This is a genomic window from Nocardia sp. NPDC055321, from assembly GCF_053645575.1.
In genome coordinates this window covers 121,576-143,166 of sequence record NZ_JBSHMS010000007.1, presented here as the reverse complement: position 1 = coordinate 143,166, position 21,591 = coordinate 121,576, and the positions used below count along the sequence as shown (strand labels likewise).

General features: G+C 68.9%; 20 protein-coding genes and 1 riboswitch. Of the genes, 9 read left to right on the top strand and 11 right to left on the bottom strand.

Annotated elements, in window-relative coordinates:
• Positions 1-96: 96 nt before the first annotated feature.
• Positions 97-1,392 (bottom strand): serine hydroxymethyltransferase, encoded by a 1,296-nt coding sequence (gene glyA / locus ACWIGI_RS13655; RefSeq protein WP_454202700.1) that lies wholly within the window; start codon positions 1,390-1,392, stop codon positions 97-99.
• A 123-nt stretch (positions 1,393-1,515) separates the two neighbouring features.
• Positions 1,516-1,600, bottom strand: a riboswitch (ZMP/ZTP riboswitch).
• 420 nt (positions 1,601-2,020) lie between these two features.
• Positions 2,021-3,217, bottom strand: a complete 1,197-nt coding sequence (locus ACWIGI_RS13650; protein WP_454202699.1) for a DUF885 domain-containing protein — start codon at positions 3,215-3,217, stop codon at positions 2,021-2,023.
• A 258-nt stretch (positions 3,218-3,475) separates the two neighbouring features.
• On the opposite strand from ACWIGI_RS13650, the gene coaA reads away from it, so the two are divergent.
• Positions 3,476-4,408 carry a type I pantothenate kinase gene (gene coaA / locus ACWIGI_RS13645; RefSeq protein ID WP_454202698.1) on the top strand — a complete coding sequence of 311 codons (933 nt, stop codon included), beginning with the start codon at positions 3,476-3,478 and terminating at the stop codon, positions 4,406-4,408.
• A gap of 28 nt (positions 4,409-4,436) precedes the next feature.
• On the opposite strand, the gene ACWIGI_RS13640 is transcribed toward coaA, so the two are convergent.
• Positions 4,437-5,021: a hypothetical protein gene (locus ACWIGI_RS13640; protein ID WP_454202697.1), complete on the bottom strand. Its 585-nt coding sequence runs from the start codon at positions 5,019-5,021 to the stop codon at positions 4,437-4,439.
• A 129-nt stretch (positions 5,022-5,150) separates the two neighbouring features.
• A complete protein-coding gene (locus ACWIGI_RS13635) occupies positions 5,151-5,930 on the bottom strand; it encodes an isoprenyl transferase (RefSeq protein WP_454202696.1) in 780 nt (259 codons plus the stop codon).
• Between the two features lie 532 nt (positions 5,931-6,462).
• Here ACWIGI_RS13635 and trhA point away from each other — a divergent pair.
• Positions 6,463-7,140, top strand: coding sequence for a PAQR family membrane homeostasis protein TrhA (trhA, locus tag ACWIGI_RS13630; protein ID WP_454202854.1), 678 nt, complete (start codon positions 6,463-6,465; stop codon positions 7,138-7,140).
• A 135-nt stretch (positions 7,141-7,275) separates the two neighbouring features.
• Entirely contained in the window at positions 7,276-8,835 is a 1,560-nt protein-coding gene (locus ACWIGI_RS13625; protein WP_454202695.1) for an adenylate/guanylate cyclase domain-containing protein, read from the top strand.
• 15 nt (positions 8,836-8,850) lie between these two features.
• Here ACWIGI_RS13625 and ACWIGI_RS13620 read toward each other — a convergent pair whose 3' ends face one another.
• Positions 8,851-9,600 (bottom strand): ATP-grasp domain-containing protein, encoded by a 750-nt coding sequence (locus tag ACWIGI_RS13620; protein ID WP_454202694.1) that lies wholly within the window; start codon positions 9,598-9,600, stop codon positions 8,851-8,853.
• Between the two features lie 344 nt (positions 9,601-9,944).
• On the opposite strand from ACWIGI_RS13620, the gene ACWIGI_RS13615 reads away from it, so the two are divergent.
• Positions 9,945-10,439 carry a hypothetical protein gene (locus ACWIGI_RS13615; protein WP_454202693.1) on the top strand — a complete coding sequence of 165 codons (495 nt, stop codon included), beginning with the start codon at positions 9,945-9,947 and terminating at the stop codon, positions 10,437-10,439.
• Between the two features lie 13 nt (positions 10,440-10,452).
• Here ACWIGI_RS13615 and ACWIGI_RS13610 read toward each other — a convergent pair whose 3' ends face one another.
• Both ACWIGI_RS13610 and ACWIGI_RS13605 read right to left on the bottom strand, forming a co-directional pair.
• Entirely contained in the window at positions 10,453-12,552 is a 2,100-nt protein-coding gene (locus ACWIGI_RS13610) for a thioredoxin domain-containing protein (RefSeq protein WP_454202692.1), read from the bottom strand.
• Between the two features lie 93 nt (positions 12,553-12,645).
• Positions 12,646-14,034, bottom strand: coding sequence for an MFS transporter (locus tag ACWIGI_RS13605; RefSeq protein ID WP_454202691.1), 1,389 nt, complete (start codon positions 14,032-14,034; stop codon positions 12,646-12,648).
• Between the two features lie 159 nt (positions 14,035-14,193).
• On the opposite strand from ACWIGI_RS13605, the gene ACWIGI_RS13600 reads away from it, so the two are divergent.
• On the top strand, positions 14,194-15,051 hold the full coding sequence (locus ACWIGI_RS13600; RefSeq protein WP_454202690.1) for an AraC family transcriptional regulator: 858 nt from the start codon (positions 14,194-14,196) through the stop codon (positions 15,049-15,051).
• Here the strand turns inward: ACWIGI_RS13600 and ACWIGI_RS13595 are convergent.
• The gene (locus tag ACWIGI_RS13595; RefSeq protein WP_454202689.1) at positions 14,937-15,536 is read right to left on the bottom strand and encodes a TetR/AcrR family transcriptional regulator; all 600 of its coding nucleotides are present in this window, start codon (positions 15,534-15,536) and stop codon (positions 14,937-14,939) included. The two genes, ACWIGI_RS13600 and ACWIGI_RS13595, sit on opposite strands and share 115 nt — an antisense overlap.
• Before the next feature lie 86 nt (positions 15,537-15,622).
• Here ACWIGI_RS13595 and ACWIGI_RS13590 point away from each other — a divergent pair, with 86 nt between their 5' ends.
• Positions 15,623-16,258 carry an NAD(P)-dependent oxidoreductase gene (locus tag ACWIGI_RS13590; protein ID WP_454202688.1) on the top strand — a complete coding sequence of 212 codons (636 nt, stop codon included), beginning with the start codon at positions 15,623-15,625 and terminating at the stop codon, positions 16,256-16,258.
• 208 nt (positions 16,259-16,466) lie between these two features.
• Positions 16,467-16,889: a hypothetical protein gene (locus ACWIGI_RS13585; protein WP_454202687.1), complete on the top strand. Its 423-nt coding sequence runs from the start codon at positions 16,467-16,469 to the stop codon at positions 16,887-16,889.
• Positions 16,890-16,911: 22 nt separating this feature from the next.
• Here the strand turns inward: ACWIGI_RS13585 and ACWIGI_RS13580 are convergent, their stop codons facing one another.
• Positions 16,912-17,493 (bottom strand): dihydrofolate reductase family protein, encoded by a 582-nt coding sequence (locus ACWIGI_RS13580; RefSeq protein WP_454202686.1) that lies wholly within the window; start codon positions 17,491-17,493, stop codon positions 16,912-16,914.
• A 204-nt stretch (positions 17,494-17,697) separates the two neighbouring features.
• Between ACWIGI_RS13580 and ACWIGI_RS13575 the strand changes: the two genes are divergently transcribed.
• Both ACWIGI_RS13575 and ACWIGI_RS13570 read left to right on the top strand, forming a co-directional pair.
• Positions 17,698-18,069 (top strand): hypothetical protein, encoded by a 372-nt coding sequence (locus ACWIGI_RS13575; RefSeq protein ID WP_454202685.1) that lies wholly within the window; start codon positions 17,698-17,700, stop codon positions 18,067-18,069.
• 220 nt (positions 18,070-18,289) lie between these two features.
• Positions 18,290-19,234 carry an SGNH/GDSL hydrolase family protein gene (locus tag ACWIGI_RS13570; protein WP_454202684.1) on the top strand — a complete coding sequence of 315 codons (945 nt, stop codon included), beginning with the start codon at positions 18,290-18,292 and terminating at the stop codon, positions 19,232-19,234.
• Between the two features lie 71 nt (positions 19,235-19,305).
• Here the strand turns inward: ACWIGI_RS13570 and ACWIGI_RS13565 are convergent, their stop codons facing one another.
• Positions 19,306-20,331, bottom strand: a complete 1,026-nt coding sequence (locus ACWIGI_RS13565) for a phosphotransferase family protein (protein WP_454202683.1) — start codon at positions 20,329-20,331, stop codon at positions 19,306-19,308.
• Positions 20,328-21,449 carry a hypothetical protein gene (locus ACWIGI_RS13560; protein WP_454202682.1) on the bottom strand — a complete coding sequence of 374 codons (1,122 nt, stop codon included), beginning with the start codon at positions 21,447-21,449 and terminating at the stop codon, positions 20,328-20,330. The genes ACWIGI_RS13565 and ACWIGI_RS13560 overlap by 4 nt, the downstream gene beginning before the upstream one ends.
• Positions 21,450-21,591 lie beyond the last annotated feature (142 nt).

Here is a 21,591-nt window from a genome sequence, read left to right as displayed (position 1 = left end):
GGCCCCGCCAGTACCGGCCCCCCCGCAATCAAAAAAACCCCCCCGCCGCTAAAATTCTATCGCGGCGGGCCGTATTCGTCAGTGCTGCTCCGGCACTCAGCCGAGCAGGCGCCACTCCTCGAGGCCCTCGTACAGCGGGAAGGCCTGGGCCAGCTTGGACACCCGCTGGCGCAGCGAATCCAGATCCGCGGACCCGGTCAGCGCGGCGGCGATGATCTCGGCGACCTCGGCGAACTCGGTGTCGCCGAAACCGCGGCTGGCCAGCGCCGGGGTGCCGATCCGCAGGCCGGAGGTGACCATCGGCGGGCGCGGGTCGAACGGAACCGCGTTGCGGTTCACGGTGATTCCGATCTCGTGCAGCAGATCCTCGCCCTGCTGGCCGTCCAGCTGCGAGTTGCGCAGATCGACGAGCACCAGGTGCACGTCGGTGCCGCCGGTGAGCACGGTGATGCCCTTGGCCTTGGTGTCCTCGGCGTTCAGGCGCTCGGCCAGGATCTTGGCGCCGGACAGCGTGCGGGCCTGGCGCTCGGCGAACTCGGCGCCCGCGGCGATCTTGAAGGCCACGGCCTTGGCGGCGATGGCGTGCATGAGCGGACCGCCCTGCTGGCCCGGGAAGACCGCGCTGTTGAGCTTCTTGGCGTACTCCTGCTTGGCCAGGATCACGCCCGAGCGCGGACCGCCGAGGGTCTTGTGCACGGTGGAGGAGACGACATCGGCGTACGGGACGGGCGAGGGGTGCAGCCCGGCCGCGACCAGACCGGCGAAGTGCGCCATGTCGACCCACAGCTTCGCGCCGACCTCGTCGGCGATCTCGCGGAAGGCCGCGAAGTCCAGGTGCCGCGGGTAAGCGGACCAGCCGGCGACGATCACCTGCGGCTTGGACTCGATCGCGAGCTTGCGGACCTCGTCCATGTCGACGCGGTGATCGTCCTCGCGCACGCCGTAGGCGCTGACCTCGTACAGCTTGCCGGAGAAGTTCAGACGCATGCCGTGGGTGAGGTGGCCGCCGTGCGCGAGATTCAGGCCGAGCAGGCGCTCGCCCGGATTCATCAGCGCCATGAGGACCGCGGCGTTGGCCTGCGCGCCCGAATGCGGCTGGACGTTGGCGTATTCGGCGCCGAAGAGTTCGGTGACGCGGGCGCGCGCCAGATCCTCGACCACATCGACGTTCTCGCAGCCGCCGTAGTAGCGGCGGCCCGGGTAGCCCTCGGCGTACTTGTTGGTGAGCACGCTGCCCTGCGCCTGCAGCACCGCGCGCGGCACGAAGTTCTCCGAGGCGATCATCTCGAGGGTGTCGCGCTGGCGGGCCAGCTCACCGGCCATGGCCTCGGCGACCTCGGGGTCTAGTTCACCGAGGGACTGGGAATTGACTGAGGAGGTCGTCTGCGTCACGCCGCCGAGTGTATTTGCCGGTGCCGCGCCGTTTGCCAGCGGGTTCTGAGTGTCGCCGAGCGAATGCCGATCCATCGCAACCTCCGTGCTCCGGGATCCCCGGGGGTGCCAGGGGTCCTGTTCGCCCTGCACCCAGGCGCGCGGTGCGGGACTTCGGTGCTTCCCGGTGGTTGCTTCCACCTCGAGTGCGCCAGTCGCGGTAGCGCCCATCCTATCCGGCGGCCCGCATGCCGGATCACGCGCCCGCCGGACCGGCGCGCCACCCGAGCGACAGGGCGAAACACCGCCGACACACCGAAGAACCTTTGCCCCGGAAAGTAGGGGCGCGGACCATGTCCACGCAGACGAGACGCGCCCGTAACGGCGTAGGCATGGACAGCGCGCGAAATTCAGGCTATGGCGAAGCACCGAAGATCGGTAAAGTTTCGCGCGCTGGCTTTCCCGGCCAGTGGCATCGGCCCAGATCTAGCTTTCGAGGTAAAAGATATGCTGTACAACATTGCCGGCGGCGGTTTCCAGGACGTTCTGCTCACCCTGCTCCGCACCCTGTGCACCGCCTCCAGCGGTGGCGCCTCCTGTGCCAACTGGGGCACCGCCGCCTGATACACCGGTAATTCGGGGAGTTCCCTCACATTCGACGAATCGCGCCGGGTGTGAGGGGTTCATCCAGGAGCCGCCGGAAACGCTCGGATCGATCGTCCGGACCGGCGGCGCCGTCCAGCCAGCCACCGAGCAATCGGTAACCCTCCACGTACGTGCTGATGTAGGCCCGCCACAGCGGCGAGGACAGGAACCGCAGCGACTGCCGCGCCCGCTCCGGCGTCACCAGGCTCCAGCGCTGCAGGAATTCGGCCACCTCATCGGCCCCGCGCCCGCGATCGTGCAGCAGTAGCGCGGCATCCTGGCGCACACCCAGCAGCTTGGCCGAGGCCGTCGAAACCCGTTCGGCGCGTTCACCATCGAAGCGCAGTCCGAGATCGGCGTAGATCTCCTGCGCCCAGCGGCCCCAGCCCGGGCCGACGATCGACTTCAGCGCCAGATCCGCGAGGCCCTCGGCCATCAGGCACTGCGGGGTGTTGACCACGAACAGCGTCTGCTCGTCCTGCCCGGCGGCGACCAGTCCGGCTTCCTTGCGGCAGTGCTCGGTGTGATGGCCCGGGTACGACTCGTGCGCGATCAAATGGCCGAGCTGGGACATGTGCTGTTCGAGATCGGAATTGATGGCGACCCGTGATTGGTAGTCGCCCAGGTAGTAGTTGAAGCCGGACCACGGCTTGTCGCCCACCACTTCGTATTCCACGCGCTCGTTGTCCGGCAGCGGATAGCGTTCGCGGACCAATTCGCGCAGCGCCCCGGAGAAGGCGTCCACGCATTCGCGCAGGCGCTCGGGCGGGATCGTGTCGGCGCGGCGATGGGCGGTGACGCGATCGAGCAGCGGGCCGTCGCCGGGCAGTACCTCGTCGAGCTGCCGATGCGCCTCGCGGTAGTCGTCCTCCGCGCCGGGTGCGATCTCCACGTCGAAATAGGCGCGCACCTCGTCGATGAAGGTGATGTCGTCCCCGGCGAACTTGCGGGCCGAGCATTCGAGCGCGCGCAGATGGACCTCGAGGAATTCGGTGCGCTCGGCGGACAGCCCGGCCCCGGGCAGTTCTTTCAGCAGGGTCGCGGCCCGGTGCGCGAGCTCGCGCGGCTGCGGGGCGGGCGCGTTCTCACTCGCCCGGCGCAGGGCCGGATCGCCGGTGAAGGCGTCGACGAAGCCCTCCTCCAACCGATCGAAGGCCAGGCCCAGTCGCAGGTATTCGGTCACGAGCGGATGCGCTGCCATGGGAGTTCATTTAACTGCCTTGCCTGCTCGGGCGCGTGTCACCGCCGCGGCTATGTCCTAGATCACTATGGTTACCGGCGAGTAGCAACACCTGGTGTTCACCGGGTTGTAGGAGCCGAGCACAATTCGCCTATGCGTGGAGTGTCGACGTATCCGCCTCTGAGGAGTCCGGGGTCAGTACAGGTGGAAACCCAACCGACACGGGCCCGGGTTCGGACCCGCGGTGACCGTTGTCGGCCGACACGGGGACGTGGATAAATGGCGCGAATGAGTGAGCCGAGTCCGTATGTGGAATTCGACCGTAAGCAGTGGCGCACACTGCGCAAGTCGACTCCGCTCGTACTCACCGAGGAAGAGCTGACCGGTCTGCGCGGTCTGGGCGAGCAGATCGACCTGGAAGAGGTCGCGGAGGTCTACCTGCCGCTGGCCCGGCTCATTCACCTGCAGGTGGCGGCCAAGCAGCGGCTCTTCGCCGCGACCGCGACCTTCCTCGGGGAAACCCATCCCGACCGCCAGGTGCCGTACGTGATCGGCGTGGCCGGATCGGTGGCGGTGGGCAAGTCCACGACCGCGCGCGTGCTGCAGGCGCTGCTGGCGCGCTGGGACCACCACCCGCGGGTGGATCTGGTCACCACCGACGGATTCCTGTATCCCACGGCCGAACTCACCCGGCGCGGCATCATGCACCGCAAGGGTTTCCCGGAGTCGTACGACCGGCGCAAGCTGCTGCGCTTCGTCACCGAGGTGAAATCCGGTGCGACCGAGGTGTGCGCGCCGGTGTACTCGCACATCGCGTACGACATCGTGCCGGACCAGTTCCACTGCGTGCGCCAGCCCGACATCCTGATCGTCGAGGGCCTGAACGTGCTGCAGACCGGTCCGCGACTGATGGTCTCGGACCTGTTCGACTTCTCCATCTACGTGGACGCGCGCATCGAGGACATCGAGACCTGGTACGTGCAGCGGTTCCTCGCGCTGCGCAAAACCGCCTTCGCCGATCCGAATTCGCACTTCCACCACTACGCGCGGTTCAACGACGCCGAGGCCACCAGCGCGGCCAAGGAGATCTGGAACAACACCAACCGGCCGAACCTGGTGGACAACATCCTGCCGACCCGCCCGCGCGCGACGCTGGTGCTGCGCAAGGACTCCGACCACACCATCAACCGGCTGCGCCTGCGCAAGCTGTAGGGAGCCGGGAACTCCGGGCTCGCGGGAGTCAGAGACTCCAGGCGGCGTCCAGGCGCGCTCCCACGTCGATGTTCGTGGCGGCCTGGATGTTCGGCTTGTGGATCTCCTCGGCGATGTAGCGCGCGACGAAGCGGCGGATCTCGTGGTCGACGCTGGCCACGATGCGCAGCACCTCGCCGCGCCGGGACGCGCTGGCCACGTTGATGCGCACGTTGCTGGGCTGGGGCTCGGCGATCTCGATGAGCACCCGCAGCGGTTCGGCGGTGCGCACGGTCAGGCGCAGGTGAATGGTGCCGTCGACGCGGAAGGGGTAGCGGTCCACCGCGAGGTCGATGAGCAGGTCCACGTCCAGCGGGATCACCAGATCGAACGAAATGTTTTCCAGCACTTCCCGATTCAGGCGGGGCTGGCCCAGGCGCACGCTGGCCGAGAGTTTCGCGATGCGGCCCGGGCCCGCGCCGATGGGGCCGAACTCGAACTGCTCGCCGGTCAGCTTCTCGAAAGCGCCGGCGATCCGCTCGGGCGACGCCGCGTATTCCAGGAATCGCCGCCCGAACTCCTCATAACTCAGGTACGCCGCGGCGCCACCCTGCCCCTCGACCAGTTCGCTCATGCGATCCGACGGTACGCAGCGAAGCGCCCGCGAACCACGGAAGCCATTGCACTGCAATACAACCGTTGACTGGCCGTGTCGCGGTCGCGGCCGGGGTCACGGTGCGGAATTCGGGTCCCGGGTGCGTGCTCAGACGCCGAAGCGGCGGTGCCGCGCGGCGAAATCGCGCAGGGCGCGCAGGAAATCCACGCGCCGGAATTCGGGCCAGTAGGCCTCGGTGAACCAGATCTCGGAGTAGGCGCTCTGCCACAGCAGGAATCCGGAAAGTCGCTGCTCACCGGAGGTGCGGATGACCAGATCCGGATCCGGCTGCCCGGAGGTGTACAGGTGCTGGCCGATCGCGTCCACCGTGATGGCCTGGACCAGATCCTCCCCGGTCTCCCCGCCCTCCATCTCCTGGCGCACCAGCGAGCGCACCGCGTCGGTGATCTCCTGCCGGCCGCCGTAGCCGATGGCCACGTTCACGTGCACGCCGTCCCGGCCCAGGGTGCCCTCGGCGGCGTGCCGCAATCGCTTGGCCACGACATCGGGCAACTGGTCCAGCGCGCCGACGATGCGGACGCTCGAATTCTGTTCCGGCGCAGAGAGTTCCTCGACCACGTCGGTGATCACCTCGAAGAGCGTCTCCAGCTCCTCGGGGTCACGGCCCAGGTTCTCGGTGGAGAGCAGGTAGACGGTGACCATCTCGATCCCGGCCTCACCGCACCAGCCGACCAGCTCGGCGATCTTGAGCGCGCCCACCCGATGCCCGTGACTGACGTCGGTGAAGCCGTTCTCCCGCGCCCACCGCCGATTGCCGTCACACATCACCGCCACATGGCGCGGATGCTGCTTACCCGCCAGCTGCTTGGCCAGTCTGGCCTCGTAAACGCGATACGGGAGTCCACGCACCTGACTCGCAAGCTTCACGGCCAGTCACCCTACGCTCCCCCGCCTCCCCGCGTATTTGGCGCATGGCCTAGGTGCCGTTGGCCGTCCCATTCGCGTGGTGCGGGCAGGAGCGGAACCCATTTTGGGCGTACCCCCGGAGTTACCCCGACCGGCACGAAATCAGTCGGCGCGACCCGATCGGCGCGCGGCACGAGTGCCGTTGGCCTTCCCATTCGCGCGATGCGGGCAGGAGCCGAGCCCATCTTGGGCGTGCCCCGGGAGATACCGGACCGTTCGAGATCTGTGGGCCACAATCCGATCGGGCACATTTCATGAAGGACAGGTGCGGGTCTGCCGAATTGGGGCTCGGCTTCGCCTTCGCAGAGGGGTGATCACTGGAAACCCGGTTGGTGGCGAGGGTGCCGGACCCCTACGGGTGGGTGATGTGGGGACGGGGGTTGGGGGCGTATCCGTTGAGGGGCCCGCCACTTTCGGGGGGATTCGGGTCGCAACCTACGGTACCGTAGGTTACTGAGGAGGTAACTACGTGTCGGAGAGTGTTCCCGCCCCGGTGGCGGATGTTCTTGAAACCGTTCGGGACGAGATCGCGCTCATCAAGCCGCGGCTGCGGGGGTGGATCCATCTCTGGGCCGTGGGAGTCGCGGCCGTCGCGGCCATCGTGCTGGTGAGCGTCGCGAGCACCGTGTCGGCGACCGCGGCCTGGTCGACGGCGGTCTACGGGCTGACCGTGTGCGGGGTTTTCGGGATCAGTGCCACCTACCACCGGGTGCACTGGAAGACCGCGCGGGCGCGTATGTGGATGAAGCGGGCCGACCACTCGATGATCTTCCTGTTCATCGCGGGTAGTTACACGCCGTTCGCGTTGCTCGGTGTGCGGGGGCGGGCGGGGACGATCCTGCTCGTCACCGTGTGGGCGGGGGCGCTGGCGGGGGTCACGCTGAAGATGTTGTGGCCCACCGCGCCGCGCTGGGTCGGGGTGCCGCTGTATCTGCTGCTGGGGTGGGCCATCGTGCCGGTCGCGGGGACGCTCATCGGGAACGTGGGGTGGGCGCCGGTGCTGCTGTTGCTCGCGGGCGGGATCGCGTACAGCATCGGCGGCGTCCTGTACGCCGCGCGCTGGCCGGATCCGTGGCCGGAGGTGTTCGGCTACCACGAGTTCTTCCACGCGGCGACGGTGGTCGCGGCGCTGTGCCACTACGTCGCGGTCTGGCTGGTTCTGCTGCGCTGAGTGCGCGAGCAATAACTCACAAACGTGCAATCCGGAGCAAAAGGTCTCTAAAGTCCAGAGCAACAGCCGGACGACCCCTAGGCACTACATTCCGATGAACGCACCGACCGTCGCAGCCGCGACGCCCCTGGCGACGTGATCAGCAGGCTCATTCTGTGGGCGCTGCGCGCGCGTTGGGGGCTGTCGGCCGTCGTGATGGCGTGCAACCTCGGCGGGCTCGGGGTCATCACCGTCGAACTGTGGCTCAGCGGGTTCTTCGCCCGGCTCGGCACCGAATGGATGACCGCGTTCGGGCAGGTGGCGATCTATCCGGCCATCGGCGCGTTCCTGGGCATCGTGCTCGCGGTGCGCGATCGCGAGCACTACTTCGCCTGGCTCGATCAGCGTCGGACGCCGACCGAAGCCGAGGCGCGCCGGCTGCTGCACCTGCCGCTGGGAATCACGCTGCGGGCCTTGGCCATCTGGCTGCCGGGCGTCATCATCGCGGCGGCGCTGTTCGCGCATTTCACCCCGGAACGCGACTTCGCGGTCGTGCTGTCCATGTTCACCCTGGGCGGGATCGAGTCGGCGGCGCTGACCTTCCTGATCGTCGACCGGCTCATCCGGCCGACCATTCCGGTGGTGTCGGAGGTGCTGGACGGGACCGGGCACTGGAGTTCCACGGTGCTGATGCGGGTGCTCGTCACCTTCACCGTGACCGGCGCGGTGCCGCTGTTCATGCTCATCACGGTGCTCGCGGATCCCTCGTCGGCGTACGCGGACCGGATTCACACGGCGATCTACGTGGCCCTGGTCGGGCTCTCGGCGGGCGCGGTCGCGACGGCGGCGCTGGCGCGCTCGGTCGCCACCCCGATCCACACGCTGCGCGATGCCCTCGACCGGATCGCCAAGGGCGATCGCGACGTACGGGTCCCGATCGGCAGCACCAGCGAGATCGGGCGGCTCGAGCATTCGGTGAACGAGCTCGCCTCGAATCTGCGTGAGCGCGAACGCATGCAGGCGGTGTTCGGCCGCCACGTCGGGGCCGAGGTCGCGGCCCGCGCGCTCGCCGCCAAATCCGATCTGACCGGCGATATGCGGGTGGTGACAGCGCTTTTCGTCGATGTGACCGGGTCGGTGGCCATGGCCACGGAATTGGCCCCGCGCGATTTCGTCACCAAGCTGAACCGGCTGCTGTCGATCGTGGTCGCCGCCACCGAGGCCAATCAGGGCCTGGTCAACAAGTTCGAAGGCGATGCGGCGCTGTGCATCTTCGGCGCGCCCATCGCCCTGGACGACAACGCGACCCCCGCCCTGCGCGCCGCGCGCCGCATTCGCGACGAGGTGATCGCGGCGGGCGAGCTCGACATCGGCATCGGCGTCGCCCGCGGGCTGGTCTTCGCCGGTGACGTCGGCGCGGATACCCGCCTGGAGTTCACCGTGATCGGCGACGCGGTCAACGAGGCCGCCCGCCTGACCACCGAGGCGAAACAGGTCGGCCGCCGGATCCTGGCCAGTCAGGTCGTCATCGACGCCGCCGCGGATTCCGAACGCAGCAGGTGGATGCTGCACGACACCATCCACCTGCGGGGACGGAAGGAACCCACGCCGGGCTGGACCGACGTCCCGTCTCCCGCGCGAGCCCGCCACAACGGCACCGCCCCGCAGGCCGCGCCCCCGCGGGCCGCAGCCCCGGCCCCCGCCGCCGACCTCTAGGCAGCCACTCCCCCGTCATTCCGCCGGCACGGCTTCCAACAGCCACGGCCGGTCGGCCGCGGTGATCGCTTCGCCCGGTACACACGACCGTTCGAGGACGCCCAGCACCGGCCCCGGGTCGCACCCGTAAACCCCGGCGCCCCAGGCACTGTTGGCCTCCACCACCGCCCAGCCGCGACCGGCGATCAGCCCGACGTCCAGGACCACGGCCGCGGGCACGTCCACGTCGGCGAGCACCCGCCCGGCGTAGGCCCGCGCATCGGCCAGTTCCCGCTCACTCGCGGGCCAGCCGCCGTCGGCGGCCATCGCGAGCTCACCAGCGCGCAGATACGGTGAGATCGCGACGACCTCGCCGTCGAGCACGAAGCAGCGGAACTCGGACTCGAAGTGGATCGGGTCGGCGATCAGCACCGCGGTCTCGTCCGAATACGCTCCGGCATCTGGCAATCCGAGGCCACCGTACGGGTAGACGCGCCCTTCGAAACCCTTGCGCCCGTCGGCGGGCTTCACGAAAGCCGCTGTCTCCCAGGCACGTGCGCGACCGAGGGTCGTCAGTTGTATCTCGCGCCCGCGATGTCGCTCGGGCAGGTTCGGTAACCAGTCCGCCGGGACGTCCAACAGCGAGATTCCCGCTTGCCCGGCGATGACCTCCACCCAGGAGATCTCCCCGTAGAGCGTCACGCGCCCCTCGAGCTCGTCCGGAGCTTGCCACCCGGCGAGCCGCAGCACGGACCAGCCCTCCGCCTGTACGGCGGCCGCCCTCATGATCCGAGAGTCCTCGGAGTATCTGGGCGACAAAATCAAAGTAGACACAGGTTCCGGACTGTAGGACCGGGCGGTGGCTGCGGCAATGGAAATACGCGGGGCGGCGTCGACCCGAGGCGGTGTGTGTGGACGTATTCACAGCAGTTCACAGGCTGTTTCGCTGCATGGTTGCGGTGGCGTGACCGTGCCGCCCGTAACCGAAGCGGTATGCGGGCGCGAGGTCGAACCGATCCGCGGCGCGGGTATCGGCCGCGGCTCCGGTACCGCTGTCGTACTGCGGGACCGGTGGCGTGTCGTACTCGCGGGTGATCCGTATCGGCGACGGGGGCGGGGACAGTGGGGGTATGAGCGGTATCGGGGCGCACGCACGGGACTTGTCGGACGGTGACCGGGATCGGCCGGTGGCGGTCTCGATCGCGCTGCAGGGCATTGTCGTGGCGTTGCTCGCGGGGGTATGCGAGTCGCTGTTGCGGGCGTCCTCGGCACTGGATCAGCCGGATGCCGACGTGGGCGGCCTGCTGCTGGGGCTCGCCGCCCGGGGACTGATCTACGTGGCGGTCGCGGCGATAGCTCTACAGATGGCGGCGGGCGCGCGGTGGGCCCGAACGACTCTCACGCTCGGCCTCGGCGTGGTCGGCATGACCTCCCTGCTCATCGAGCCCGCGACCACACTGTTCTCCGGGCAGGGCGTAACGGTGGACTGGTCGCCGGAGCCACTGGCGCTGGCCACATTTCGCGTAATCCACATAGCCGCGGTCTTGGTCGCGATCCCCGCCATGTACCGCGCGGGCGACTACTTCACACCCGGCACGACCGCGTCCCCGCAACGCGGCGCGTAGCGGGGGCCGTGACTCAGGCCGAGGCCGGCGGGAGAAGAGCCGCGCGGACCTCCTGCGCCGTGGTGACCGGGAGGTCGCAGACCGCGCCGCGGCAGATGTACGCCGCGGAGTGGGTGTTCACCGCGGGGCGATCGGTCAGCAGGGGGTCGGTGTCGGGGGCCGCCGCCACCACTACCGTGCCGCCGGGGGCGGCGAGGCGGGCGGCCTGCACCAGGGTCGAATAGCCCTCGCGGTCACCGTCGGCCACCGCCACGGCCACCTGGATCGGACCCCGCAGGGCCGCCTCGGCGACGGCGAGCCAGTGGCCCGCCGAACGGGGGGCGCGGGCGAGCAGGATCGCGCCGCGGTCCAGGGTCGCGTCGGCGAGGTCGCGGTAGCGGGCGGCCGATTCCAGGTCGGAGAGGGCCGCCGCGGTGAGCAGCGCGTCGGCGAGAACCGCTGTGCCGGAAGGGGTCGCGCCGTCCAGCGGATCGCGCGGCCGCGTCACCAGCGTCTCGGCGTCGTCGGCGGTGTCGAACCAGCTGCCCGGCACCTCCGGATCGGCGAAATGGGTGATCGCGGCGTCCAGCACCCGCTGCGCGTGCGACAGCCACTCCCCGCGCGAAGTCTGGTGCAGGGTCAGCAGTCCCAGCGCGAGCCAGGCGTAGTCCTCGAGCACGCCGGGCGCGGCCCCGGCCACCCCGCCGAGCGAGGCGCGGCACACCCGCCCGTCGGTCACGTGGGTGTCGAGCAGGAACTGCGCGCAGCGCTCGGCGGCCAGCACCCAGGTCGGATGATGATGCGCGGCACCGGCTTCGGCGAGCGCGGCGATGGCCATACCGTTCCAGGCCGTCACCACCTTGTCGTCCCGCTCGGGCTGCGGCCGGCGATCCCGCGCATCCCGCATGAGCCCGGTGATCCGTTGCAGCCGTTCGAAATCGGCGGGCGCGGGATCGGCGTACCCGGTCAGTACCGAGGTGCCGTGCTCGAACGTCCCCGCGGTGGTGACCCCGAAAAACTCTGCCGCCCAAGCCCCGTCGATGCCGCCCAGCAGCCCGTTCAGTTCCGCTGGCGTCCACACGTAGGTCGCGCCCTCCACCCCCGGTCCCTCCGGCTCGACATGGGTGTCCGCGTCCAGCGCGGAGGCGAATCCGCCGCCCTCGGTCCCCAGGTCGTCGAGCAGGAACTGCACGGTCTCCCGGGTCACCCGCAGCGCCAACGATTCCAGCGCGCCGGGCGGGGCCAGCGGATCATGCGGAATCACCTGCTCGGCGTCGCGCTCACGCCGCGCGAGATGCGAATACACCCGCAGCAGTTGGGCGTTGTCGTACAGCATCTTCTCGAAGTGCGGCACCACCCACGCCGCGTCCACCGAGTACCGCGCGAACCCGCCGCGCAGCTGGTCGTAGATCCCGCCCCGCGCCATGGCCTCGGCGGTGAACGTAACCACCTGCCGCACACCGGCGTTCCCGGTCCGCTCGTAATCCCGCAGCAGCCCCTCCAGCAGCGCCGACGGCGGAAACTTCGGCGCCCCACCGAATCCGCCGTGCTGCGCGTCCACGTCCTTCAGCACGGCCGCGACCGCGTGGTCGAGCAGTTCCGGGCTGATCCGCACGTCGTTCTCCGGCAGCCCCGCGGTCTGTTCCCGCAGCGCGTCCCCCACCTGCGCCGCCGCCTGCGTGACCTCGTCCCGCCGGTTACGCCAGGTCTCGGTGACCGCCTCGAGCAGCTGCGTGAACGAGGGCGACCCGTGCCGCGGCGTCTTCGGGTAGTACGTCCCGCAGTAGAACGGCTCCCCCGCCGCGGTCAGGAAACACGTCATGGGCCACCCGCCCTGCCCCGTCATGGCGACGGTGGCGTTCATGTACACCGCGTCCAGGTCGGGCCGCTCTTCCCGATCGACCTTGATACACACGTAGTTCGCGTTCATGAGCGCCGCGGTGGCCTCGTCCTCGAACGATTCGTGCGCCATCACGTGACACCAGTGGCAGCTCGCGTACCCGATCGACAGCAGGATCGGCACGTCCCGCTCCGCCGCCTCGGCCAGCGCCGCGGCGTCCCACTCCCGCCAGTGCACCGGGTTGTCGGCGTGCTGACGCAGGTAGGGCGAGGTCGCAGCGCCTAATCGGTTCATGCTCGCCAGCGTCCCACACCGAACCGGCCTCGATCCAGCCACCCGCAGCGCGTTCGCACCGCCGCCCAGCCGCGAACCGTCGATCGATGCCGGCTACGCCGCCCCGTCGTGGCGCAGCCCGATCGCGGCGAGCGCCGCACCGAACGCCACGAGGGCGGCCGCCGCTACGAGGGCGGGGGTGTAACCGGCGGTCGGATCGCCGGTGCGCCAGGTTGCCAGCGTCACGAGCAGGGAGATGCCGATTGCGCCGCCGATCTGCTGGGCGGAGGTGAACAGGGCCGACCCGAGCCCGGCATCCCGGTCGGTGGTTTCGCTGACCGCCGCGACGGCGAGTATCGGCAGCGCCATACCGTTCGACAGCGCGGTGACGAGCATGCCCGGCAGTACGTCCGCGGCATAGCTGTCGCCGGCCGAAATACCGGAGAGGAGCAGCAGGCCGACGGCGCACAGCGCGAACGACGCCGCCAAGGTCCAGCGCAACCCGATCCGGAGGAGTATTCGGGTGGAGAGCCACATGCCGACCAGGATCGCCGCGCCGTAGGGCAGGTAGGCCACACCGGCCACGAGGGGACGGTAGTCGAGCACCGTCTGGAGATGGATCATCAGCAGGAAGGCCATGGCGTACATGGCCGCGGAGAACAGCAGCGTCGCGACGTTGGCCACGGCCCGCACGCGAAGTGTCAGAAATGCTTTGGGCACAAGGGGTTCGGCGACTCTCGACTCCGCGATCAGGAAGGCGGCGAAGAGCGCGCCGGCCGATGCCAGGGCGGTGGCGACGCCGAAGTCCCAGCCCGTCTCGCCGGCCCGAAGCAGGCCGTAGACGAGGGACAGCACCGCGGCGGTGCCCAGGACCGCGCCGGGCACATCCAGGCGACCCGGAGCCGCCGCCCGGCTCTCGGGTAGCAGCCGGGGCAGCAGTATCAGCGCCACGGCCGCGACGGGCAGATTGATCAGGAAGATCCAGCGCCACGACGCCAACTCGGTGAGCACGCCGGAGATCACGAGTCCCAGGGTCGCGCCCAGTGCCGCGATACCGCCCCAGATACCAAGGGCTTTCGCGCGTTCCGCGGGCTCGGGGAACAGCAGGGTGATCAGCGACAGCGCCGCGGGAGCGGCCATCGCGGCCCCCGAGCCCTGAACGAATCGAGCGATCACCAACTGCCAGGGCTCCTGGGCGATCCCGCAGCACAGACTCGCGACACCGAAAACCGCTACCCCGCACAGAAATACGCTCCTGCGTCCGAGCAGATCGGCCAGACGGCCGAACAACAGCAGCAGCCCGCCGAAGGCGAGGAAGTACGCGTTCACCACCCAGGCCAGGGCCGCGGGCCCGAACCCGAGGTCGGCTCGAATGCTGGGCAGGGCGACGTTCACGACGGTGTCGTCCAAGACCAGCATGAACTGCACGACACAGAGGGCGACCAGCGCCCACCGGCGGCCGATGGTGGGCGCGGACTCGGAAAGTCTTGGCAGCGAGGTCATTCGACGATTCCTCGCGCAGTGATCGACAGCCGGAATTCGACGCGTCGACTGGAACGAGCGGGCGCGAAGGGCATGTTCCGAGGCTAGGTACCGGACGATAGTGGCCACAATCCGCAACGAGGCCACATGTTATCGCGTTGAGGACATAGAGTGCGGGGCGTGGACGAGACCGATATGGGCGCGGTGCCACCGGGACCCGGAACGATTGTGGTGGGCCGTTTTCCGCTCACGGCCGGGGAATGGATACCGCCGCACAGTCACACCCACCACCAACTGGCCTGGACCAGGCGGGGCGTCCTGGGCGTCGCCATCGACGACTCCCACTGGGTCCTGCCGCCCACCCGCGCGCTCTGGATTCCGGCCGGCGTCGTGCACCGCACCGGCACGACCCGCGGCGCCACCCTGATCAGCCTCTACCTCGACCCGGCCCGGTCCGCCCGGAACTGGCCGAATCCCACCCCGGTCGGCGTCGACGGGCTGCTCGCACACCTGATCACCCACCTCACCCGCCGGGACCTGCCCGAAGATGCCCGCATGCGGGCCGAAGCCGTCCTCCTCGATCTGCTGTGTCCCCTGCCCGCCCTGCCGATCGAGGTACCCGAGCTCACCGACCCTCGCGCCCGCCGTGTCGCCGACGCGCTCCTGGCCGACCCGGCCGACCCCCGCGGCCTCGACGCCCACGGCCGCGACATCGGCGTCAGCCGCCGCACCCTGACCCGGCTGTTCGTCCACGACACCGGCATGAGCTTCGACCGCTGGCGCACCCACGCGCGGCTCCAGGCCGCCCTCCCGCAACTCGCCGAGGGACAACCCGTTTCGCGCGTCGCGGCCGCCGTCGGCTACGCGACGCCCAGCGCGTTCCTGGCGGCGTTCCGCCGGGTCGTCGGCACCTCACCCCACCGCTACCTGGCGGGTGCCCCGGACGAGGAACCACCGGCCGGTTCCACGTGCGCGAGCAGTGGGCGCACCAGGGCCTCGGCAGCGGACCGGGGGGCCTCGGGATCGTCGGCGACGTAGCGCAGGAAGCCCTGCTGGAAGCACGCGCCCAGTAGCAGCGCGGCCACCGCGTCGGGATCCGCGCCGGCTGCGACCCGGCCCAGGCCCTGTTCGGCGCGCAGGTATTCGGCCAGGTTCGCGACGAGAACCTGCGGGCCGGCGTCGTAGTCGCGCATGCCGTCGCGGGTGGCGGCCATGAGGGTGGGCTGGGCCGCGATCGAGGCCATCATCGGGAAACCCCGCTGATAGAACCGCAGGCCGCCGTGTGCGACATCGACCAGGTTGGCTTCCACCGTCGCCGCGCCCGGGGTCGGCGCACCGGAGAAGGCCGGCATGCGCTCGGTCAAGACGAACTTGAGCAACTCGTTCTTGTCGCGAAAGTACTTGTAGATCAACGGTTCCGAACAACCGGCCACCCTGGCGATCTCCTTGGTGGTGGTTCCGGCCACGCCGCGCGTGCGCATGGCTTCCGCGGCCGCGTCGAGTATCCGTTCCCGCGCACTCATCGAAGCGCCTCCTCTTGACAGGTTAGTGAACGTTCACCATCCTAGTGGTTAGTGAATATTCACTAACCACTAGCGAGGAGTTCCCCATGAAGATCACCGTGCTCGGCGCGAACGGCGGCACAGGCACCGAGATCGTCCACCAGGCACTGGCGGCCGGGCACGACGTGACAGCCGTTGTCCGCGACCCCGCGACGATGCGCGCGGACCTGCGGGCCCGCGCCGACCTCGTCACCGCCGATCCCCTGAACGCCGACGACCTTCGCGACGCCGTAGCCGGCCGCGATGTCGTCCTCACAGCCATCGGCGGTCGCGAGATGCGCGCACCGACCAGCATCTGCGCCGACGGCATCCGGGCGGCGATCACCGCGCTGGACACCCACGGCAGGTTGATCATGGTCAGCAACAGCGCCATGGCGCCCGGCCCCGGCGACGACGCGTTCACCCGGTTCGTCGTCAAACCGCTGATCCTGCACCCGCTACTGCGGGGGGCACTTGCCGATATGGCCGATGCCGAAGCGCGCCTGCGCAACTCGCGACTGGATTGGACCGTCGTACGCGCCGGCCGTTTGACCGACGGGCGGGGCAGGGGGCGATACCGCAGCGCGGTGGATCGAAATGTCCTGGGCGGCTTCCAGATCAGCCGATCGAACCTCGCCACGGCGATGCTCGACGCCGCCGCCTCCCCGTCCTCGATCGGTCAGGTCATCTCGGTCGCCAACTGAACGTGGACGTGCCCGGGCGCTCGGCGCCGAGCGCCCGGAACCGGCCGATCCGACCCCGATCGGCCCAGCCGACGAAGCCCGTCCCCGGCAGGACCCGCCCCCGCATACCCGGACCGACAGTGCCGGCAGCCTTGTTGAAATACATACCTTTCACTAGTGTTCGCCGCGGGTGACTTCCCACGTTCACCGGAAAGAACTGGTCAGCACAATGCCGAAACTCCCGATCGCAACCCTGGCCGTGGCCGGGCTCGCCTCGATCGCCGCTCCCGCCCTGTTCGCCGCCCCGGCCTCGGCGGCGATCACCAACCTCACGATCGAGGGCGCGGCGGCCGGCGCCGACTGCAAGACCGGCGCCACCCCGTGCCGGATCGTCGTCACGGTGTCCGACAGCGCGCCGGTCCTGGTCAAGGTCGGCAACGACGTCATCGCCTACAACGTCGTTCCCACCAACGGCACCGTCACCGTCGCATGGAACCCGCCGGCCAACGGCAAGTACACCGTCTCCGCCCTGCAGGGCCAGAGCGTCGCGCAGCTGATCGTCGGCGTCCCGGGGCGCGCCGACAGCGATGCCGCCGAACAGCCCACCCCGAGCGACTGGATCCAATCGCTGCTGAGCGGCTCGGCGGGGTAGGCACCGGCGCCGGCCGTCTCCGTCAGTCGTGCAGAGTCGGCCGGTAGATCAGTTCCTGGATACCGCCGCCCAGGGTGCGGCTCTCGAGCAGCTCGAGGTCGAAATCGGCCGCGCCGCCGAAGATCGGGGCGGACCCGGTCTTTCCGGTGATCACCGGAAAGACCGTCACCTGCACCCGGTCGACCAGGCCCGCGGCCATCAGGGCCCAGTTCATCGCGAGACTGCCGTGCGAGCGCAGCGGAACCGCGGACTCCCGCTTGAGCCGGGCGACGACGTCGACCGCGTCGCCGTCCGCGACGGTCCCGTCCACCCAGTCCAGCGGTTCCCGCAGGCTGGTCGACACGATCGTGGCGGGCAGATTCACCATGCGCGTGACCCAGGGGTCGTACACCTCGGACCCCTCGGTCGCCTCCGCAAGCATCTGCGCGAACTCGCGATAGGTGTTGGCCCCGAACACCATTCGCTGCTCGGGCCGGTACTGCTCGAGGCGGTGCGCGAGGAACTCGGTGCTCTGTTTGCCCCAGTACCCGCCCCAGTCCCCGCCGCTGACGCTGCCGGAGCCGTCCAGGCTGGAGAAGACGTCGAAGGTGTACGTGGTGGCCATGGGTCCTCCTCGGATGCGATGGGTACACCGGTACAGACGAGAGCGGGGTGCGAAATTCATCGCCGCGAACCGGGGTGCCACCCGCGCTCGACCCGCCAATCTTCGCTCGAAGAGCAAATAATCAGAAACTACCCGTGATTAATGCCCGCCGGAGGGGCACCCTGGATACAAGGAAGGAATCTCCGCAGTTCAGGAGGCAACACAGTGTTCAGAATTACCGCAGTCAAACCGGACGGTGAGCACTGGCATCCGCATCCGGGTGATGCCATCGAAGATCATGGCGAATTTCCAGCCCTGTTCCTGTGCGCACTGGGGGTCGTGGCGGTCGGACTGACCCTCACCGCTGCCGGGTACGGATTCTGGGGTTGGGCGGTGATCGGCGCGATCGCGGCGGCGGTGCTGCTGACCACGGGTCTGCTGCTGATCCGCTTCGAATACTTCCGCGAGTTCAAGCGGGAGCAGGAAGTCGGCAGGCACGGGCACAATCCGCTGGTCCCCGGCGAGTGGCGGGGCACCGCGCCCACCGCTTACCAGGAGCGCCACCGCCTCTCGGCCGAACGCCCCGTCACCGGCTGAGTGAACGACCCGCCGCGCCTCGACGAACCCGTCGAGGCGCGCAGCGCTGCGCGGACCCTAGCGAACGATGAATCGGTTCACCCCGTCCGACCTCGATGAATGGGACGCGGACGCGAAGGTGCGGAATGTTATTTGCCGAACGCAAGTTTCACGCGTTACGTCACGTTAATATGCCGTACCGTTCGCCTTCCCTTTCGATACCGCAGGAATCACGAGGATCATGAACCGCTTCTTGTCCGCCGTTGCCATGACCTTCGGATTGGCGGTGCTGGTGGGAGGATTCACCGCACCGACCGCCGCGGCAGACACCGAAGCCGGCAATGGCAAGAGCCTGGTCGTCATGGGTGATTCCAACACCGCCAACGCCACCTGGACCACGCCCGACGCCTCGCCGGAGACCGGCGAGTGCGCGCATCAGCCCACCTCCTGGCCCACCCAGATGGGCCAGCGAATGGGGTTGCAGGAGAGCGACGTCGCCGATGTGTCGTGCGTCGGCTCCTACCTGTACCGGCACGGCGAGGATCGCTACTGGACCGCGCTGACCCAGACCCGTCGCGCCGCCGAGATCGGGGCGTTCGGCACCCGCACCAAGGCCGTACTGCTCCAGTTCGGCCTGAACGACATCTGGGGTGAGAACCACAAGGCGCAGGGCGAACTCGCACCCTGCCTGCTGAACATCGAACGCGGGTGCAGCACGGCCGATGTGGCCGCCAACGGCACCCCGCCCAAGATCCTCACCGGTCAGGACTACGTCGACCACCTCGGCAGCATCGTGTCCTACCTGCGCTACTACGCCCCGAACGCCCGCATCATCCTGGTCGGCTACCAGGAGCTGCACACCCCCGGCGACACCGCCGTCTGCACCGACATCCTCGGCGTCCCCATGCGCATCCCGCGCGCGAGCGCGGTCACCGACGTCTTCGAGAGCGTCCAGCAGGCCCCCAAAGCGGGTGCGGCCCAGCTGGGCATCGAGTTCTTCGACGCCCGGGCCGTCACCGCCGGCCACGGCCTGTGCTCCGACGATCCCTGGCTGACCGGCGTCTTCACCCCCGGCCGCGATTTCCTCGGCCAGCCCGGTCACCCGACCCTCGAGGGCGACGCCGCCGTCTCCGAGGCCCTGCGGCAGTACCTGGCCGCGCCCGCGCCCCAGGCCCCGGCCCGCTGATCGCGGGTGCGGGCCGCCGCCCGGCATCGGCGCCGGACGACGGCCCGCGAAACAGCCGCTGACGGGCACTGTCAGGACAGCAGCTGTTCGATTCGGGTGGTGCAGAATCCGGTGATGTTCATCTCCGGTGGGAGCTGCACGCGATTCACCATGCGCAACAGGGGAACCGACAGCAGGACCGCGGCGAGAATCTCGTTGTACCGCAGGTTCCGCACCGGCATCCCGCTGCGCCGTTCGTAGTACGCGATGGTCTCCGCCCGGGACGGGGTGCCAGGCAACGGCGCGTGCCCCTCGAATTCGGTACTGGCCCATTCCAGGAACAGCATCCAGGCGAGATCGGCCTCGTGGTCGCCGAGGTAGGCGATCTCCCAGTCCAGGACGCCGGTCACCCGGTAGTCGTTGTCGTACAGGATGTTCGACATGCGCGCGTCACCCCAGCACAGGGTGAGATGCTCGGGCTCGTACGCGTTCTCGCGCAGGTACGCGATCGCCCGCCGATACGGTTCGGCCGGTTCGCCCGCACAGGCCCAGTGCAGCGCCGCGTCCAGGTAGTTCACCACCTGCCGAATCGGCCCGTGGCCGTGGTGCGGTAGCGCGAGGAAGTCCAGTCGCAGTGCGCGCCAATCGAGTTGGTGCACTGCGGCGATGGTATCCACACAGCCCCACCACATCCGGGCACGTTCGGCCGGCGACGCCTCGAAGTAGTTGCCCGCGCTGTGATACGACGGAAAATCGCCGGGAGCCTCCCCCGCGAGCCGGCTCATGACGAAATACGGACTGCCGAGCTCGCTCTCACCCCGGTCGAGCCAGGTCACCGCGGGCACCGGGATGTCGGTCGCGGCGAGCCGGTTCATGACCAGCACCTGGCGCAGCAGGTCGTAGTCGGGGAACAGCGAGTCCTCCGGCGGGCGGCGCAGCACCAGCGGCAGCCGCCCGTAGTCGGCCTCGACCTCGAACAGAAAAGTCTCGGTGGCGAAACCGCGTGTGGTTCTGGCGAATTCACTGACCCGGGCATCCCCGCCGCCGGGCAGGTTCCGGCGCAGCGCGGGTTCGAGCAGGGCCGGAATCGCCTCCGGCAGGGGGCGGGCGATGTTCACGATCCGTACCCCGCGTACCCGTACCGCGCGTTGCGGCCCAGGAACACCATCTCCACCAGGCCGTAGCCCACGCGGCCCTCGGACTCGATACGGCAGAAGGTCTCGCTGAGCATGCTGGCCTGCTTCAGATCCGCGACGTCGGTGAGATCGGCGACGAAGTGATCGCTCCAGGACTCTCCCCTCCAGAGCCCCGATGCGTACCCGCGGTAGTGGTCGTATCCCGCTATGCCGGGCCAGAAGTCGGACACCGGCGTGATGGTGAACTCCCGATCGCGGCCGTCCGCGCTGCGGACGGTGAAGCTGCCGCCGTCGACGATGCGGAAGTCGTCGCGGAAGCTCAGCGCGTGCTCGGCATCGACGACCGGCACGATCGGCTTGCCGGAGTCCAACCTTGGCAACACATTTCCCTCGAAGTGCCAGCGCTGGCCGTCCGCCGTCTCCCGCTGCGCGAAATGCACGAGCTCGTCCTCGAACTGGAAGATCCCCATGTAATAGAGCACGCCGTCCGGAATCTCGCTGGGCTGCATGTCACTTCCCTCACCGAGACTGCCACCACCGCCGCCGTGGCGGGTCCCCCAGGAGTGGTCGCGGCCGAACCACCAGGTGTCCGAATCGATCTCGTAGCGTTCGCCCGCGGCTTCCAGCCAGCCGGAGATGCGGCCGTTCTGGTAGTAGCGCCGCGCGTCCTCGCGCACCCGGCCACGACTGCGGAAGAACGCGGGTTCCTGTTCGTAGGCCGGGAATTCGCCCTCGAAGTCGAGCTGCAGCCGGATGCCCGAATCGTTGTCGGCGAGGGTGGCGCGCACCTTGCGCAGCGGCTCGATCACCTCGTACCGGTAGGGCCCGACCTGCCAGGCGCCCAAACCGTCGTAGCGGCCGCTGATCTCGCGGGACATCCGCACCACGTGCGCCTGTTTCCCCTCGATGGTGATCATCGCGTAGGCGTCGGTCACGTTGCGGTTGGGGTAGCGGGCCATGCCGGTCATGACGCTCACCGTTCCGGTGGTGTCGAAGCCGTAGAGCACGACCCGTTCGGTCCAGCGCAGGTCGCTCTGCAGGACGTGGTCGAACGTGGTGGGCAGTTGATGGCAGAGCAATTCGTCCTGGGGCGTCAACATCGACGGGTACCTCTCTCGGTGTGGCTTGCGCCACCGTAATTACGATACGCGGCATAGCGTATTCTAAATGGGCTGGAAATGTAATCTGCTTCAGGAAACTTCTCGCGATCCGACGGAGGAAGCCGTGCCCGCGTCCGCAACC